The organism is uncultured Marinobacter sp., from assembly GCF_913055835.1.
In the GTDB taxonomy this organism is placed as follows: domain Bacteria; phylum Pseudomonadota; class Gammaproteobacteria; order Pseudomonadales; family Oleiphilaceae; genus Marinobacter.
This window is the reverse complement of the sequence record NZ_CAJXKQ010000033.1, coordinates 22,801-36,811: the sequence shown is the minus strand read 5'-3', so window position 1 is coordinate 36,811 and position 14,011 is coordinate 22,801. Positions and strand designations below refer to the sequence as shown.

The 14,011-nt window shown below is 58.1% G+C and carries 15 protein-coding genes; 7 read left to right on the top strand and 8 right to left on the bottom strand.

Going from position 1 to position 14,011, the window contains the following annotated elements:
• Positions 1–7: 7 nt before the first annotated feature.
• Positions 8–187 carry a 50S ribosomal protein L32 gene (gene rpmF / locus QZ534_RS15530; RefSeq protein ID WP_008174968.1) on the bottom strand — a complete coding sequence of 60 codons (180 nt, stop codon included), beginning with the start codon at positions 185–187 and terminating at the stop codon, positions 8–10.
• Positions 188–287: 100 nt separating this feature from the next.
• Positions 288–842, bottom strand: coding sequence for a YceD family protein (locus tag QZ534_RS15525; RefSeq protein WP_296935666.1), 555 nt, complete (start codon positions 840–842; stop codon positions 288–290).
• 138 nt (positions 843–980) lie between these two features.
• Here QZ534_RS15525 and QZ534_RS15520 point away from each other — a divergent pair, with 138 nt between their 5' ends.
• A complete protein-coding gene (locus QZ534_RS15520) occupies positions 981–1,598 on the top strand; it encodes a Maf family nucleotide pyrophosphatase (RefSeq protein ID WP_296935665.1) in 618 nt (205 codons plus the stop codon).
• Here QZ534_RS15520 and QZ534_RS15515 read toward each other — a convergent pair.
• Genes QZ534_RS15515 through rluC form a run of 3 tightly spaced genes read right to left on the bottom strand, consistent with a single transcriptional unit; the run spans position 1,595 to position 4,380 of the window.
• Entirely contained in the window at positions 1,595–2,638 is a 1,044-nt protein-coding gene (locus QZ534_RS15515) for a S49 family peptidase (RefSeq protein ID WP_296935663.1), read from the bottom strand. The genes QZ534_RS15520 and QZ534_RS15515 overlap by 4 nt on opposite strands.
• A gap of 39 nt (positions 2,639–2,677) precedes the next feature.
• Entirely contained in the window at positions 2,678–3,325 is a 648-nt protein-coding gene (locus QZ534_RS15510) for an HAD-IA family hydrolase (protein WP_296935661.1), read from the bottom strand.
• Positions 3,322–4,380: a 23S rRNA pseudouridine(955/2504/2580) synthase RluC gene (gene rluC / locus QZ534_RS15505; protein WP_296935659.1), complete on the bottom strand. Its 1,059-nt coding sequence runs from the start codon at positions 4,378–4,380 to the stop codon at positions 3,322–3,324. Before rluC ends, QZ534_RS15510 begins: the two co-directional genes overlap by 4 nt.
• A gap of 44 nt (positions 4,381–4,424) precedes the next feature.
• On the opposite strand from rluC, the gene QZ534_RS15500 reads away from it, so the two are divergent.
• The 3 genes from QZ534_RS15500 to QZ534_RS15490 all read left to right on the top strand — a co-directional run bounded on the left by QZ534_RS15500 (position 4,425) and on the right by QZ534_RS15490 (position 8,656).
• Entirely contained in the window at positions 4,425–4,715 is a 291-nt protein-coding gene (locus QZ534_RS15500) for a hypothetical protein (RefSeq protein ID WP_296935656.1), read from the top strand.
• Positions 4,716–4,975: 260 nt separating this feature from the next.
• Positions 4,976–8,110, top strand: a complete 3,135-nt coding sequence (rne, locus tag QZ534_RS15495; RefSeq protein ID WP_296935654.1) for a ribonuclease E — start codon at positions 4,976–4,978, stop codon at positions 8,108–8,110.
• A 3-nt stretch (positions 8,111–8,113) separates the two neighbouring features.
• Positions 8,114–8,656: a YecA family protein gene (locus tag QZ534_RS15490; RefSeq protein ID WP_296935653.1), complete on the top strand. Its 543-nt coding sequence runs from the start codon at positions 8,114–8,116 to the stop codon at positions 8,654–8,656.
• Here the strand turns inward: QZ534_RS15490 and QZ534_RS15485 are convergent.
• Entirely contained in the window at positions 8,653–9,531 is an 879-nt protein-coding gene (locus QZ534_RS15485; RefSeq protein WP_296935651.1) for a PHP domain-containing protein, read from the bottom strand. The two genes, QZ534_RS15490 and QZ534_RS15485, sit on opposite strands and share 4 nt — an antisense overlap.
• 131 nt (positions 9,532–9,662) lie before the next feature.
• Between QZ534_RS15485 and QZ534_RS15480 the strand changes: the two genes are divergently transcribed.
• The 3 genes from QZ534_RS15480 to QZ534_RS15470 all read left to right on the top strand — a co-directional run bounded on the left by QZ534_RS15480 (position 9,663) and on the right by QZ534_RS15470 (position 11,055).
• Positions 9,663–9,962: a YciI family protein gene (locus QZ534_RS15480; RefSeq protein WP_296935649.1), complete on the top strand. Its 300-nt coding sequence runs from the start codon at positions 9,663–9,665 to the stop codon at positions 9,960–9,962.
• Between the two features lie 126 nt (positions 9,963–10,088).
• The gene (locus QZ534_RS15475) at positions 10,089–10,760 is read left to right on the top strand and encodes a TIGR04211 family SH3 domain-containing protein (protein WP_296935647.1); all 672 of its coding nucleotides are present in this window, start codon (positions 10,089–10,091) and stop codon (positions 10,758–10,760) included.
• Between the two features lie 4 nt (positions 10,761–10,764).
• Positions 10,765–11,055 (top strand): PilZ domain-containing protein, encoded by a 291-nt coding sequence (locus tag QZ534_RS15470; RefSeq protein ID WP_296935646.1) that lies wholly within the window; start codon positions 10,765–10,767, stop codon positions 11,053–11,055.
• A gap of 51 nt (positions 11,056–11,106) precedes the next feature.
• Here the strand turns inward: QZ534_RS15470 and rraA are convergent, their stop codons facing one another.
• Complete coding sequence (rraA, locus tag QZ534_RS15465; RefSeq protein ID WP_296935644.1) at positions 11,107–11,586, bottom strand: ribonuclease E activity regulator RraA; 480 nt, start codon at positions 11,584–11,586, stop codon at positions 11,107–11,109.
• Between the two features lie 30 nt (positions 11,587–11,616).
• Complete coding sequence (gene ppsA / locus QZ534_RS15460) at positions 11,617–13,989, bottom strand: phosphoenolpyruvate synthase (protein WP_296935642.1); 2,373 nt, start codon at positions 13,987–13,989, stop codon at positions 11,617–11,619.
• Positions 13,990–14,011 lie beyond the last annotated feature (22 nt).

Here is a 14,011-nt window from a genome sequence, read left to right as displayed (position 1 = left end):
AACGAGTTTACTCGTCGCGAGCTTCGATTACCTGCTTGCCACGGTAAAAGCCGTCCGGAGACACGTGGTGACGACGATGAACTTCGCCGGTGGTAGCATCAGTGCTCAGAGCAGCGGCGCTCAGGGCGTCGTGGGAACGGCGCATGCCACGCTTGGAACGGGTCTTACGGTTTTGCTGTACAGCCATGATTATGCTCCTGACCTGTTAACGTAAACTTTGTCTTGCTGAATAAGTAACGTCTGTTCGTTAAATGTGCGCCGGCGTCCTGAGGGATACCCGCGCCCGGTTAATGCTTTGTCTTCTTGAGATCCGCCAGAACGCTGAACGGATTCTCGCCCGATTTTCTTACCGGCTCAGCCGCGGAGCCGTCAGGCTCGTAAGCTTCCAGATCTTCACGGGCCGGACACTCATCCCGCTCGTGAAGCGGGAACGGTGGCAAAACCAGCAACAACTCGTCTTCCACCATCGACCAGAGGTCTGCCGAGAAATCATCGGTCAGAAACGGCTCAAGCTCTTTCGGTAGCTGCTGAGCCTGCTCATCAGACGTGACCAGTCCCAGCTCGAACCGGGAAACCAGCGTCACGCTCATGGCACCCATGCACCGCTGACATTGCAGATCCACCGGCGCGGAGAGCTCGCCAGAGACAACGCGACGTCTCTCGCCATCCATAAAGAAAGACAGCTTCACCCGGCACGCAGCGCCTTCCGAGAACCCGAGAACAGCTTCGCGAAAACGGCCAAGCCCGCTGATGGGAATCTCTCCCTCCAGTGTGCTTTTCTGTTCCGCTAACCGGTAAGGATCAACAGATTTGGGCAACTCGGCGTTGGACGCGTTTGACATAGGCGCGCAATTTTAGGGGCGCAGCCCGCTGCTGTCAAAGACTTCGTTGGTTTTTAACAAGGGTTTCCGTGCAGGTAGGTGTAATTTACGATAACCGCACACCAGATCCTCTGGCCAGGCAATCAAAGGATGTTATCGATGACCCGCAAACCACTTTTACTGGCGTCTTCGTCGCCCTACAGGAAGACACTTCTGGAACGTCTTGGCCTGCCCTTTACCTGCGCCAGCCCCGAGATCGACGAATCGCCCCAACCGGACGAATCCGGAGAGTCGCTGGCCACGAGACTGGCGGAGAGCAAGGCCCGGGCACTCGCAGATCGCTTCCCCGGCCACTGGATCATCGGCTCCGACCAGGTCGCCTGCCTGCCGGATGGTTCGTTGCTGAACAAACCCGGCAATCATCAGCAGGCAACCAACCAGTTGCGCCAGAGTAGTGGTCACCGAGTGCTATTCCTAACGGGCCTGGCCCTGCTTGACGCCGATTCCGGAAAACTGGAGAGCCTCTGCGAACCCTACAACGTCCGGTTCCGTGAACTGACTGACGAGGAGATCGATGCCTACCTGCGGCGGGAGCAACCCTACGACTGCGCCGGCAGCTTCAAGATGGAAGGCTTGGGCATCACGCTATTTGATGCCCTGGAAGGCCGGGATCCGAACAGCCTGGTCGGATTACCCCTGATCGCCCTGAACAGCATGCTGCGACGCTGGGGCCGGAACCCGCTTCTTGAGAACCGGCCTGCCCCGGAAAGAACTTAACGCAGCTCGAGGCGTGACTCGACCAGCTGACTGGCAAAGCCCTCACCGAATGCGACACCAAGCTGGTCGACAATATCCTGGAACGGCGACTTGCGACGACTGTAATCCACGAGCTTTTCCTGACCGATGATCTGCCGGGCCACGTGTGATGCACTGCCAAGCCCATCAGCCAGACCAAGCTCAACGGCCTGCTCGCCACTCCAGACCAGCCCGCTGAACAGGCGCTCGTCATCGGCAAGCCGATCACCGCGCCCCTGCTTGACCGCATCAATAAACTGTTGGTGCGTGTTTTCCAGCACGCTCTGCCAGAACATCACCTCCTCTTCCTCCTCCGGAGAGAAAGGATCCAGGAAAGCCTTGTTCTCGCCGGCAGTGTAAAGGCGCCGATCGACACCGATTTTTTCCATAACGCCGGTAAAACCGAAACCACCAGCCACAACGCCAATGGAACCAACCAGGCTGGCACGGTTGGCGTAAATTTCATCCGCAGCGGCCGCGATGTAATAGGCTCCGGAGGCGCCAATATCGGAGATCACGGCGTAGACCTTCTTCTCCGGGTACTCTTCCCGCAAGCGCTTGATCTCGTCGTAGACGTAACCCGCCTGAACCGGACTGCCACCGGGGCTGTTGATTCGCAGGATCACGGCCACCGAGTTAGGTTCTTCGAAGGCAGTCCGGAGAGAGCCAACGATATTGTCCGCACTGGCCAGCTCATCTGAAGCAATCGGCCCATTAATCTCCACCAGGGCAGTATGCTTTCCTGCCACTCCCTCAATGGATTCGCCAAGGGGAAACTTGAACATGAACAGCAGGGCAATCAGGTAACCGAAGGTCAGAAACTTGAAAAAGATACCCCACCGTCGACTTCTGCGCTGTTCAGCCTGCAGTGACATAACCAGCTTTTCGATAAGCTTCCAGTCACGGCCGGATTCGGGCGGGAGTTTCGGCGATTTACGACCGAACAGTGGCTTGCTTTCTCTCTCCGGCTCTACCGGCTTATCCCCCCAATCGGCAGGCTTGTCAGATTCCCAGTCACTCATGCATGCATCCTGTCAGCAACTTCAATAAATTCGGTCTGTTTACAGCCCCAGCACCCGCCGAAGGTCGGGCACGGAATCAACAATCGCGTGCGGCGAATAGTCACCCAGCACATCCCGCTTGTGCACTCCCCATTCAACCCCGATGGAGGGCATGCCAATCCGCCGCGCCATTTCAAGGTCATATCGGGTATCGCCGATCATCACCGCTTCCTCGGGCTCAATCCGGTAGAAACGAAGAATCTCCTCGAGCATGGCCGGGTCTGGCTTCGAGCGTGTCTCATCGGCGCACCGGGTGATCTCAAAGTGGTCACCGAGGCCGCTGGAGACTAGCGCAAAATCCAGCCCACGCCGACTCTTGCCAGTGGCAACGGAACAGCTGCGACCCGATCCGCGGAGATCTGCAACCACCTCAGCCATTCCCTCAAATACATTCTGGGGCGTTGTCACCTTGCTGAAAAAATAGCGCGCGTAACCTTCCCGGATAGTGTTCATTTCGTCCCGACTGATGCCCGGATAGAGCTTCTCCAGCGCCTCGACCATGCCAAGACCGATGATATCCCGGTAGGCTTCACGCTCCAGGGCGGGATAACCCAGCTCGGTCGCAGCCTGGTGCAGGCTATCGGCAATGTGCTCAACCGAGTCCACCAGGGTCCCGTCCCAATCAAAAATCACCACTCTGACGTTCATTGACCAGTTCCTTTAAGACGCCCCGAAAGCTTCCGGAGTACGTCATTGAATGCATCGTCGTAAGGCGCCTCCAGGCGCATCGCCTCACCAGTAACCGGCAAGGTGAATTCAAGGGCCCGGGCATGCAGCATCAGCCGCTGACCGCCGATGGCCCGAAAAGCCTTGAGGCTGACATCATCCATATACTTGTCGTCACCCGCAATCGGATGACCCGCCCAGGCACTGTGCACCCGGATCTGGTGGGTACGCCCGGTAATTGGCGAGGCTTCCACCAGGCTATACCCCGAATAACGCTCAAGACAGCGAAACGTCGTCAGGGACGCTTTTCCGGAATCATCAACTCTCACCCGGCGCTCACCATTGGGCATCTCATAGCGCAGCAGGGGCACGTCAACCCGGTCGATGCTCGCCGGCCAGTCACCGGCAACCAGCGCATGATAGTGCTTGCGAATACGTTTCTGCCGCAGTTCATCCTGTAAAAAACGCAATGCTGATCGCTTCTTGGCCACCATGACCAGGCCGGATGTATCGCGATCCAGGCGGTGAACGAGCTCCAGGAATTTTGCCGATGGGCGTGCCGACCGAAGCACCTCGATCAACCCGAAACTCAGCCCGCTCCCCCCGTGAACCGCGATACCGGAGGGCTTGTTGACCACCAGCATCTGGTCATTCTCGAATACGACGGCCGACTCCATCACACCCTGCACCCGGGAACCGGGGGCCACCTGCCCGGGTTTTTCCTTACGGGTGATCGGTGGTATGCGCACCTGATCTCCGGTGTTAACGCGGGTGTCCGGCTTCACGCGCCCCTTGTTAACCCGCACTTCTCCCTTTCGTATCACCCGATAAATAATGCTCTTCGGCACGCCACGGAGCTGGGCGAGCAGAAAGTTATCCACCCTCTGGCCGTGATTATCCTCATCCACCGTTACCCTCTGCACGCCCTGACGAACCTCTCCGCGGACAGCCCTGCTTTCACTGCCCGCCTCATTCGTCTTGACCGGCTTTCCGGGCCTGGCTCGGGCTGGCTTTTTGTTTGCTGTCGGTCGGGCCATGAAGTTCCTTGGATGATGGAATGACTGCAGGATTGAACGGCTGCATGAATACTGTTATATTCCGGCGTGCTCTGCCGTTTGTCTACGGCCTGGCCAACTCAAGCCAGAAGCCGGAGCGGCAGAAGTATACCGACACTATTCGAGAGATTGAACGCCGTGCACCCAATCACTACCGGGAACGGCGAGAGAAATGCTCCCGGAGCACCAGGGCAGATCTGCACAAGACTGAACCCTGTACCCGGGAGGAAGAAAAACCGCGCGGAAAACCGCGGGCGACATCGCGAAGAATCATTGCCACCCAGGGCCGGGCCGTCCAGCATACGAATACGACGTGAGACCCAGGCACCTGAGTGAACCTGAAAACGGATAACATGCGTCAACAGACACGAACCTTACACGACCTCTCCCTGCCCACAGGCAGCCGGACCGTCGGCGTTGGTCTCAGACCGATAGGATCACACCCCCAAAGGGTCTGATTCGTCTGGCCGCCGGTCCGCCCTTGATGTAACAGGGCCCGCGGCACGCACATCCTGCTTCGCTGATGCGAACCCCTCCGGTTTTCTGTCAAATTAAACGACAGGAACTCTTTCTTTCCATGAAAAGAATGCTTATCAATGCAACTCATCCCGAAGAGTTGCGCGTCGCCCTGGTTGACGGCCAGCGTCTGTTTGATCTTGATATCGAATCCAGCTCCCGCGAGCAGAAGAAAGCCAACATCTACAAAGGCCGCATTACCCGCGTAGAGCCCAGCCTTGAAGCCGCCTTTGTGGATTTCGGCGCCGAGCGCCATGGCTTTCTGCCGCTGAAGGAAATCTCCAAGGAGTACTTCAAGAAGTCTCCCGGCCAGATTGAAGGCAAGATCAACATCAAGGACGTTGTGTCCGAAGGCCAGGAAGTCATCGTACAGGTTGATAAAGAAGAACGTGGCAACAAGGGCGCTGCCCTGACCACCTTTATTTCCCTGGCCGGCCGCTACCTGGTACTGATGCCCAACAACCCCCGTGCCGGCGGCATTTCCCGCCGCATTGAGGGCGATGAGCGGGCCCAACTCAAAGAAGCCATGAACGATGTCCAGGTACCAAAATCCATGGGCATCATCGTTCGCACCGCCGGTATTGGCCGTAGCACCGAAGAACTGCAGTGGGATCTGGACTACCTGGTGCAGTTCTGGGAAGCCATCACCCAGGCCGCTGGCGAGCGCAAGGCCCCCTTCCTGATTCACCAGGAAAGCAACGTTATCATTCGCGCGGTTCGCGACTACCTTCGCCAGGATATCGGCGAGGTGTTGATTGACGCCAACGGGGTTTATGAAGACGTTCTGAATTTCGTTCGTGCGGTCATGCCCACCTTCGAAAACAAGATCAAGCTGTACAAGGACGAAATCCCCCTGTTCAGCCGCTATCAAATTGAAGGCCAGATTGAGACGGCGTTCCAGCGGGAAGTGAAACTGCCTTCTGGCGGCTCCATCGTGATTGATCCGACCGAGGCACTGGTTTCCATCGACATCAACTCCTCCCGGGCCACCAAAGGTCAGGATATCGAGGAAACCGCTCTCCAGACCAACCTGGAAGCGGCCGAGGAAATTGCTCGTCAGTTACGCCTGCGTGACATGGGTGGCCTGATTGTCATCGACTTCATCGACATGACGCCCGCCAAACACCAGCGGGAAGTGGAGCAGAAGATGCGCGAGGCCCTGGAAATCGACCGGGCACGGGTTCAGGTGGGCAAGATCTCCCGATTTGGCCTACTGGAAATGTCCCGTCAGCGCCTGCGCCCCTCCCTGGGCGAGACTCGCAGCGAAGTGTGCCCCCGGTGTGAAGGCCAGGGTACCATTCGTGGTATCGAGTCCCTCGCCCTGAGCATCATGCGCCTGATCTACGAGGAATCCTCGAAGGACAAGACCGGCGAAGTACGGGCCGTTGTGCCGGTTTCCGTCGCTACCTTCCTGCTCAACGAAAAGCGCAAGCAGCTGGCCGACATTGAAGCCCGACAGGAAGTCAGCGTGGTGGTGGTTCCGGTCCCACACATGGAAACCCCACACTTCGAAATCATCCGGATGCGTCAGGACGAAACCACGCCTGAGCATATCTCCAGCCACCAGGTGGCCCAGGAATACAGCGAGCGTGAAGAAGAAATCTTCGAGGCTCCGGCTCCTGAAAAACCGGTTCGCGAACAGGCCGCGGTAAAGGCCATCCGTCCCAGCGCTCCCGCGCCAACTCCGGCAGCACAGAAGACCGAAGAAGCAGCCGATCAGGAAGAAGGTCTGTTCCGCCGCCTCGGTCGCAAGATCTCAGCGTTCTTCAGTGGCGAAGAAGAGCAGAAGACCGAAATTCTCGATCAGAGCAAAAACCAGCGCGATGATCGCAGAAACCAGGGCCGTCAGGATCGTCGGAAATCCCGTGTAGCCCGCGGCGACGACCAGCGTTCAGGCGGCAACCGCAGTGGTAGCGACCGCCGGCAGGGCGGCCAGCAGAGCCGTGGCGATGACAACCGGGGACGCGGACGCAACCGCAATGATGATCAGGGCCGTGGCAACCAGAATCGCCAGGGCGCTGACAACAAAGGCTCGGATAATCGCGGAGGCGATAACAAGGGCGGTGATGGCAAGGGCCAGGATAACCGCCGTGACAACCGTCGCGACAACCAGGGCCGTGGCCGCAACCGGCCGCAGCGGGATCAGAAGGATAACCGCGATCAAAAGGACCAAAAGGATCAGGGTCCGCAGGATAACGCGGCCAAGTCCGGCCCGGCTGACAAATCCGGCTCTGATGAAAAGCGCCGCAAGCCGCGTCGCCAGCGCAATCGTGACGGATCTCCTTCTGAAACACCGGCATCCTCCCCGGCGGATCGTAAAGCCGCCCGCAGCGAGAAGCACCAGAAGGACACCCAGCCGGAAAAAGGTCGTGACGACGCCAAGCCGGAAGTAAAAACCGAGCAAGCGCAGGAAGCTGCGAGCAAGGCCGTGGCGCCCGAGAAATCTGAAACCCGCACCGAGACAGCAGCCGCTGCCAAGGAAGCACCGAAAGCAGCTGCAGCCCAGGACGAGCCCAAAAAGGAGCAGAAGCCTGAGCAGGCATCTGCAGAAAAGGCACCCTCAGACGGGAAGTCCCAGGCTCAGCCAGAAGAAGCCGCGAAGCCCGCAGAGCAATCCTCTGAAAAGCCGGCTGAAAAGCCAGAGACAGAGAAAGCGAAAGCTGAGAAGACTGAAAAGGCAGAGCCGGCCAAGGCCGAAAAGACCTCCGAGCCTCGCCAGAAGCCTGAGGACAAGGGCGAGAAAGCAGCCGTCGCCAAGCCAGAACCGGAATCCGGGGCAGCACCCGAAGGCAAACAGGCGCCTGCGGCCAAAGAGCAGCCAACGGAACCAAAAGAGGCGCCCGCGCCCAAGGCCAAACCCGAGACGGCGGCCAAAACCGATACCACAGCCGGACCCGAGAAGGCTGAAAAACCGGCAGAGCAGAAGGTAGCGGCCGAGACCCCGGCTCCCGACGCCCAACCGGAACCGAAGAAGCCGGAACCAGCGAAGGCTAAAGCTGAAGAAGCAGAGCCGGTAAAAGCGGAGCCGGAGAAAGCCGATAAGCCTTCGGCTACTGAAACGACCGCGAAGGAGACGCCTGACGAAGCTCCTGCAGTGGACGTTCCGGTAACGCCGGGCCGCGCCTACAATGACCCCAGAGAGGTCCGCAAGCGCCAGAAGGCTGCGGAAGAGGCCAAAAAGGCCGGGAGTAACTAACTGATGCTATCGAACTCCGACATTGAAGCGCTGGAAGACATCCTTTTTGCCGACCCCTGGGGCGATGACGCCCTGGACTTCTTCGGTTTTCACGGGGTGGTCTGCGCCAGCGTCGTCGGCCCGGCAGAACTGAGCGCGGAAGAAATCTTCCGCCTCGCCACGGGCGCCGATCAGGTGCCCGACACCGGGATTCCCGAGGTGTTCAGGCGCTGCTCCGCCCAGCTGGCAAATGACATGGCCCACGCCCTGGATATGGGACAGGCCCTGGAATTGCCCGAGCCCGAGGACGGCGACCCGATGAACGCACTGGAAAACTGGTGCGCCGGGTTCGTGGACACCTTCCTTGAACACGAAGAAAAATGGCTCGAAGCGGCCAGCGAGGAGGAAACCGCCGATCTGATGGTTCCGATGCTGACCCTCTCGGGACTGTTCGATGACGAGGACTTCCAGAAGGTTCGCAACAGTGAGAAGTTGTCGCGGCAGATGGCCGATGCCATTCCGGACTCACTGACGGACCTGTACTTGCTGTTCCACGCCCCGGATTAAGCCGGTCCGTGGCTTAGAACAGGTTGTCTGAATGAATGCCAGACCGGCTCAAGCCCGTCTGGCATTTTCATGATACGGCCAAGTTCACACCAGGGGGCGCCGGGAAAGTGAAAATCACTACCCTGTGATGCCAGCAACTTCTCTTTCCGGCACAGCTCTGCCAGAAAGCCCAGATCGCCGCTGGACTGCCCAGAGGTAGACACCTCAATGGCTTGCCCCCCTGCCCTTCGGAAATCCGCCGTCAGTTCCCTGAGCTTAGTTGCCGTAAGCTGATATTTCCTGGGATGGGCAAGCACTGCAACGCCCCCCGCCCCGGTGATCCAGTGAACGACCTCTGGAAGCTCGGGCCAAAAAGCCTTTACATCTCCAGGCTTACCGTTGCCCAGATATCGCTTGAATGCCTGGGCAGCATTGCGAACCACGCCAGCCTCTGTCAGAACCTGGGCAAAGTGGGGGCGTCCCGGGACATCGCCACCGGCAGCCTCGGAGGCCTTCCCCAGAAGATCATCAACACCAAGCTTGCCCAGGCGCTCGGCGATCATTCGCGCACGAGCCCAGCGATTGTCATTCTGCTGCTCCAGAGCCTGCCGGAAACCACCTGCCTCAGGATCAAAATCGAGGCCGACGATATGGATGGTTCGGCTTTTCCAGAGACAGGAAAGCTCAATTCCCGGAATCAGTACAATGCCTTCTGCCTGCGCAGCCGCCTGCGCTTCGGCAAGTCCAGCGATGGTGTCATGGTCGGTCAGGGAAAGATGGGTAACGCCCTGACCGGCAGCCCGCTCAACCACTGCAGCCGGTGATAGCGCGCCATCAGAAGCCGTGCTGTGGCAATGCAGATCAATGCACAAATGCGGGTCTTGCGGTATAGTCACAAAATATCCTGAGTCATCAGATAACTGGCGGCATGCCGAGATTTTACAGTGTACCAGCCACACCTTGCGCAGCACGACCGCTGATTATCTGCCCGATCACCTCGTTTATGAAAGTCATTTCGGAGAGCTGAATGTATTACGCGATTATCAGTGAAGACGTCGAAAACAGCCTGCCGCTGCGCCAGTCCGCGCGCCCTGCTCACATCGACCGTCTTCAGGCTTTGAAAGAGGAAGGCCGGTTGCTTGTTGCGGGGCCTCATCCGGCGCTTGATACACCGGAGCCTGGCGATGCCGGCTTCACTGGCAGCCTGGTGATCGCGGAATTCGACTCTCTGGAAGCAGCCCAGGCCTGGGCGGATGCCGATCCCTACGTGGATGCAGGCGTCTACCAGAAGGTTGTGGTGAAGCCCTTCAAGGCTGTTTTGCCGTGAGCCACCCTCAGGGGCTGCATGAGTTTATTGTAATGATGGCTCGCTTGCACGGTGGGGCATCTGTGACAAAATTGCGCTTTTAATCACGCTCAGATTTCAACCGAAGAATTTCAGGGAACGTAACCAGTGACGCTTTTTCGTCTCGCCATCAGTGTATTGTTCGCAGTGTCGTCCATTGCCGTTGCCCAGGCCAAAACTGTCTGGGTAGACGACCAGTTGTACCTTCCCGTGAGGTCCGGCGCAGGTTCCCAGTTCCGGATCATTGAAAATGCGGTTCCAAGTGGCACGCCACTGGAAGTGATTGAGGCCTCCGATTCCGGGTATACCCTGGTTCGCACCCCCAAGGGCACCGAAGGCTGGGTTTCCAGCCAGTACCTCAGCGAAACACCGATCGCGGCGGACCGGCTTCGGACAGCCAATCGCCAACTGGAAGAAACCCGCGCCGAGCTGGCCCAGGTAAAAGAGCAGTTGTCGAACGTCGTCAACGAGCGAAATGCGCTGGAAAGCTCCGAGGCCTCCCTTTCCGACCGAACACAGGAACTCCAGGAAGAGCTACAGCGAATCAAGAGTATCGCAGCTGACTCGATTAATCTGGAGCGTCGTAATCGTGAGCTCCGTGAAGAGAACCAGAAGATTCGCAACGACCTTGAGGTACTCACGGCCGAAAATGAACGTCTTGAAGCCAGCAAGGAATACGACTTCATGCTCCTGGGCGCGGGCCTGGTTCTCGGTGGTGTGCTGCTGGCGCTGATCATCCCGATGCTCAAACCGACAAGAAAAACCGACAATTGGGCCTGATGCCATGAAGGATTATTCGGAAAAACGCGATTTCCACCGTATGCAGATAAACTCGGAAATTGAGATTACCGACAGCCAGGGCAATCGCTTCAAAGGAATTTGCCGCGACCTGAGCGCCGCCGGCATGCAGCTTTACGTCGAGCAGGAAGTAGCCGTAGGCGAGGAACTCCAGACGATTCTTCACTCCAGCAGTGACCAGTTTCCGCCACTGGAGACGGTTTGCGAGGTCATTCGCTGCGAACCGGAAGGAGACGGATTCCTGCTGGGAACAAACATCAGCGAAGTCACTCGCTGAACGAAAAACGGCGGCCAATGGCCGCCGTTTTTGTTTGTGCCCGGAAAAGCCTCAGACCAGAGGCTTCTCGGAGACGATGATGCCGTTGTTATCGGCATAGACAAAGTGCCCGGGGTGGAAAGTCACCCCGTGAAAGGTGACCGGAACATTCAGGTCACCCAGACCACGCTTCTCACTCTTCCTGGGGTGTGTTCCAAGGGCCTGGACACCCAGGGCGGTCTTGCCAATCTCATCCACATCGCGAACACAGCCATAGATGATAAGACCGGCCCAGCCATTGCTCGCCGCTTTCTCCGCCAGCATGTCACCCAGTAGCGCATGACGCTTTGAAGCGCCGCCGTCCACAACCATTACACGACCGTTTCCGGGCTGGCCAACCTGCTCTTTCACCACGGAGTTATCTTCAAAGCATTTTACGGTAACAATCTCACCGCCAAAGGCCCTGTTGCCGCCATAGTTGTTGAAACCGGGCTCTACAACCTGCACTTCCGGAAATTCGTCACACAGGTCCGGGGTAATTATCGTCGTCACGTTGTCGCTCTCCTTATCCTGGAAATGAACTCAGTCGATTTTTTCGTCGGCCAGGAAAAACCAGGTGTCCAGAACCGAATCCGGGTTCAGCGACACGGTATCAATGCCCTGATCCATCAGCCATTTGGCAAGATCCGGGTGGTCTGATGGCCCCTGCCCACAGATACCGATGTACTTGCCGGCCTTCTTGCACGCCTGGATTGCATTGGACAGCAGGGCTTTGACCGCATCATTCCGCTCGTCAAACAGGTGGGCAATAATGCCGGAATCCCTGTCCAGCCCCAGTGTCAGCTGGGTCAGATCGTTGGAACCGATGGAGAAACCGTCAAAGTGCTCCAGGAACTGGTCCGCCAGCAGCGCATTCGCGGGTAGCTCGCACATCATGATGACCCGCAGGCCGTTGTCGCCGCGCTTGAGGCCGTTCTCTGCCAACAGGTTCACCACCTGTTCCGCTTCACCCACGGTACGCACGAACGGGACCATCACTTCCACATTGGTCAGCCCCATTTCGTTACGCACTTTCTTAAGGGCGCGGCATTCCAGCTCGAAGCAGTCCCGGAAGGTGTCGGAGATATAACGGGAGGCGCCCCGGAAACCGAGCATCGGGTTCTCTTCGTCTGGCTCATACAGAGTGCCGCCAATCAGGTTGGCGTATTCGTTGGATTTGAAATCCGACAACCGGACGATCACCTTCTTGGGTGCGAACGCGGCCGCCAGCGTAGAGATGCCCTCCACCAGCTTGTCGACGTAGAAATCCACCGGTGAACTGTAGCCGGAAATGCGTTTTTCGACGGTCTGCTTGATATCACGGGGCAGCCCGTCGAAGTTCAGCAGTGCCTTGGGGTGAACACCGATCATCCGGTTGATGATGAACTCCAGCCGCGCCAGGCCAACGCCCTCGTTCGGCAGCGCCTGGAAATCAAAGGCACGGTCCGGATTGCCCACGTTCATCATGATCTTGAACGGGATGTTGGGCATGGAGTCCACGGTGTTTTCCCGCAGTTCGAAATCCAGGGAACCCTCGTAGATCATGCCGGTATCGCCCTCGGCGCAGGAAACCGTCACTTCCTGGCCATCGGTCAGCAACTCGGTGGCATCGCCGCAACCGACCACGGCCGGAATACCCAGCTCACGGGCAATGATGGCCGCGTGGCAGGTACGACCACCGCGATCGGTAACAATGGCGGAGGCCCGTTTCATGACCGGCTCCCAGTCCGGGTCGGTCATGTCGGTAACCAGCACATCGCCGGCCTGAACACGGTCCATTTCCTTGATACTGGTAATGATCTTCACCGGACCGCTACCAATCTTGTGGCCGATGCTCCGGCCCTCGACCAGAACCTTGCCGGTCTCCTTGAGAAGGTAACGCTCCATAACATTGGCGGAAGCACGGCTTTTTACCGTCTCGGGACGAGCCTGAACGATGTAGATCTTGCCGTCATCGCCATCTTTTGCCCACTCGATGTCCATCGGACGCTGGTAGTGCTTCTCGATAATCATCGCCTGGCGCGCCAGGTCTTCCACCTCGGCATCGGTGATGCAGAAGCGGTTGCGGTCTTCCTGCTCCACCTTCACGGTTTCGACGAATTCTCCTTCACCGGGCTTGGTGTGGTAGACCATCTTGATGGCCTTACTGCCCAGATTGCGACGCAGAACCGCCGGACGGTCCGCTTCCAGTGTCGGCTTGTGTACGTAAAACTCATCCGGGTTCACAGCGCCCTGAACCACCGTCTCACCCAGGCCGTAGGAGGCAGTCACAAATACCACGTCACGGAAGCCGGATTCGGTGTCGAGGGTGAACATAACGCCACTGGCGGCGGTTTCACTGCGTACCATCTTCTGGATGCCCGCGGAAAGCGCGACCATCTTGTGGTCGAAGCCGTGGTGTACACGATAGGAAATAGCGCGGTCATTAAACAGCGACGCAAACACTTCCTTCACAGAAGTGCGAACCTGCTCAAGGCCTACCACGTTCAGGAAGGTTTCCTGCTGACCGGCGAACGACGCGTCCGGCAGGTCTTCCGCGGTTGCAGAGGAGCGAACCGCAACGGCCATGTGCTCATTGCCATCCTGCAGAGCAGCGAACGACTCCTTCAGGGCATTTTCCAGAACGTCCGGAAATGGCGTATCGATGATCCACTGGCGAATCTGCGCACCAACCCGGGCCAGTTCGTTAACGTCGTTGATGTCGAGGGCATCCAGAGCGTTGTCGATCCGCTCTTTCAAGCCGTCAGTAGCGAGGAATTCGCGATAGGCGTGCGCTGTGGTGGCAAAGCCACCCGGAACGGTAACACCTGCGTTGGCGAGATTACTGATCATTTCGCCGAGTGAGGCGTTCTTGCCGCCTACCCGATCGACATCGGACATTCCCAGGTGATCAAACCAGATAATGTAATCTTCCAAAGCATGTCTCCCTTGAGTCTGT

Bases quoted from the DNA above. Each gene is read 5' to 3' on its own strand.
- QZ534_RS15525 (WP_296935666.1), bottom strand. From the start codon at position 842: ATGTCAAACGCGTCCAACGCCGAGTTGCCCAAATCTGTTGATCCTTAC.
- QZ534_RS15470 (WP_296935646.1), top strand. From the start codon at position 10,765: ATGAAGGATTATTCGGAAAAACGCGATTTCCACCGTATGCAGATAAAC.
- rpmF (WP_008174968.1), bottom strand. From the start codon at position 187: ATGGCTGTACAGCAAAACCGTAAGACCCGTTCCAAGCGTGGCATGCGC.
- QZ534_RS15520 (WP_296935665.1), top strand. From the start codon at position 981: ATGACCCGCAAACCACTTTTACTGGCGTCTTCGTCGCCCTACAGGAAG.
- QZ534_RS15490 (WP_296935653.1), top strand. From the start codon at position 8,114: ATGCTATCGAACTCCGACATTGAAGCGCTGGAAGACATCCTTTTTGCC.
- QZ534_RS15480 (WP_296935649.1), top strand. From the start codon at position 9,663: ATGTATTACGCGATTATCAGTGAAGACGTCGAAAACAGCCTGCCGCTG.
- QZ534_RS15510 (WP_296935661.1), bottom strand. From the start codon at position 3,325: ATGAACGTCAGAGTGGTGATTTTTGATTGGGACGGGACCCTGGTGGAC.
- rluC (WP_296935659.1), bottom strand. From the start codon at position 4,380: ATGGCCCGACCGACAGCAAACAAAAAGCCAGCCCGAGCCAGGCCCGGA.
- QZ534_RS15500 (WP_296935656.1), top strand. From the start codon at position 4,425: ATGAATACTGTTATATTCCGGCGTGCTCTGCCGTTTGTCTACGGCCTG.
- rne (WP_296935654.1), top strand. From the start codon at position 4,976: ATGAAAAGAATGCTTATCAATGCAACTCATCCCGAAGAGTTGCGCGTC.
- QZ534_RS15515 (WP_296935663.1), bottom strand. From the start codon at position 2,638: ATGAGTGACTGGGAATCTGACAAGCCTGCCGATTGGGGGGATAAGCCG.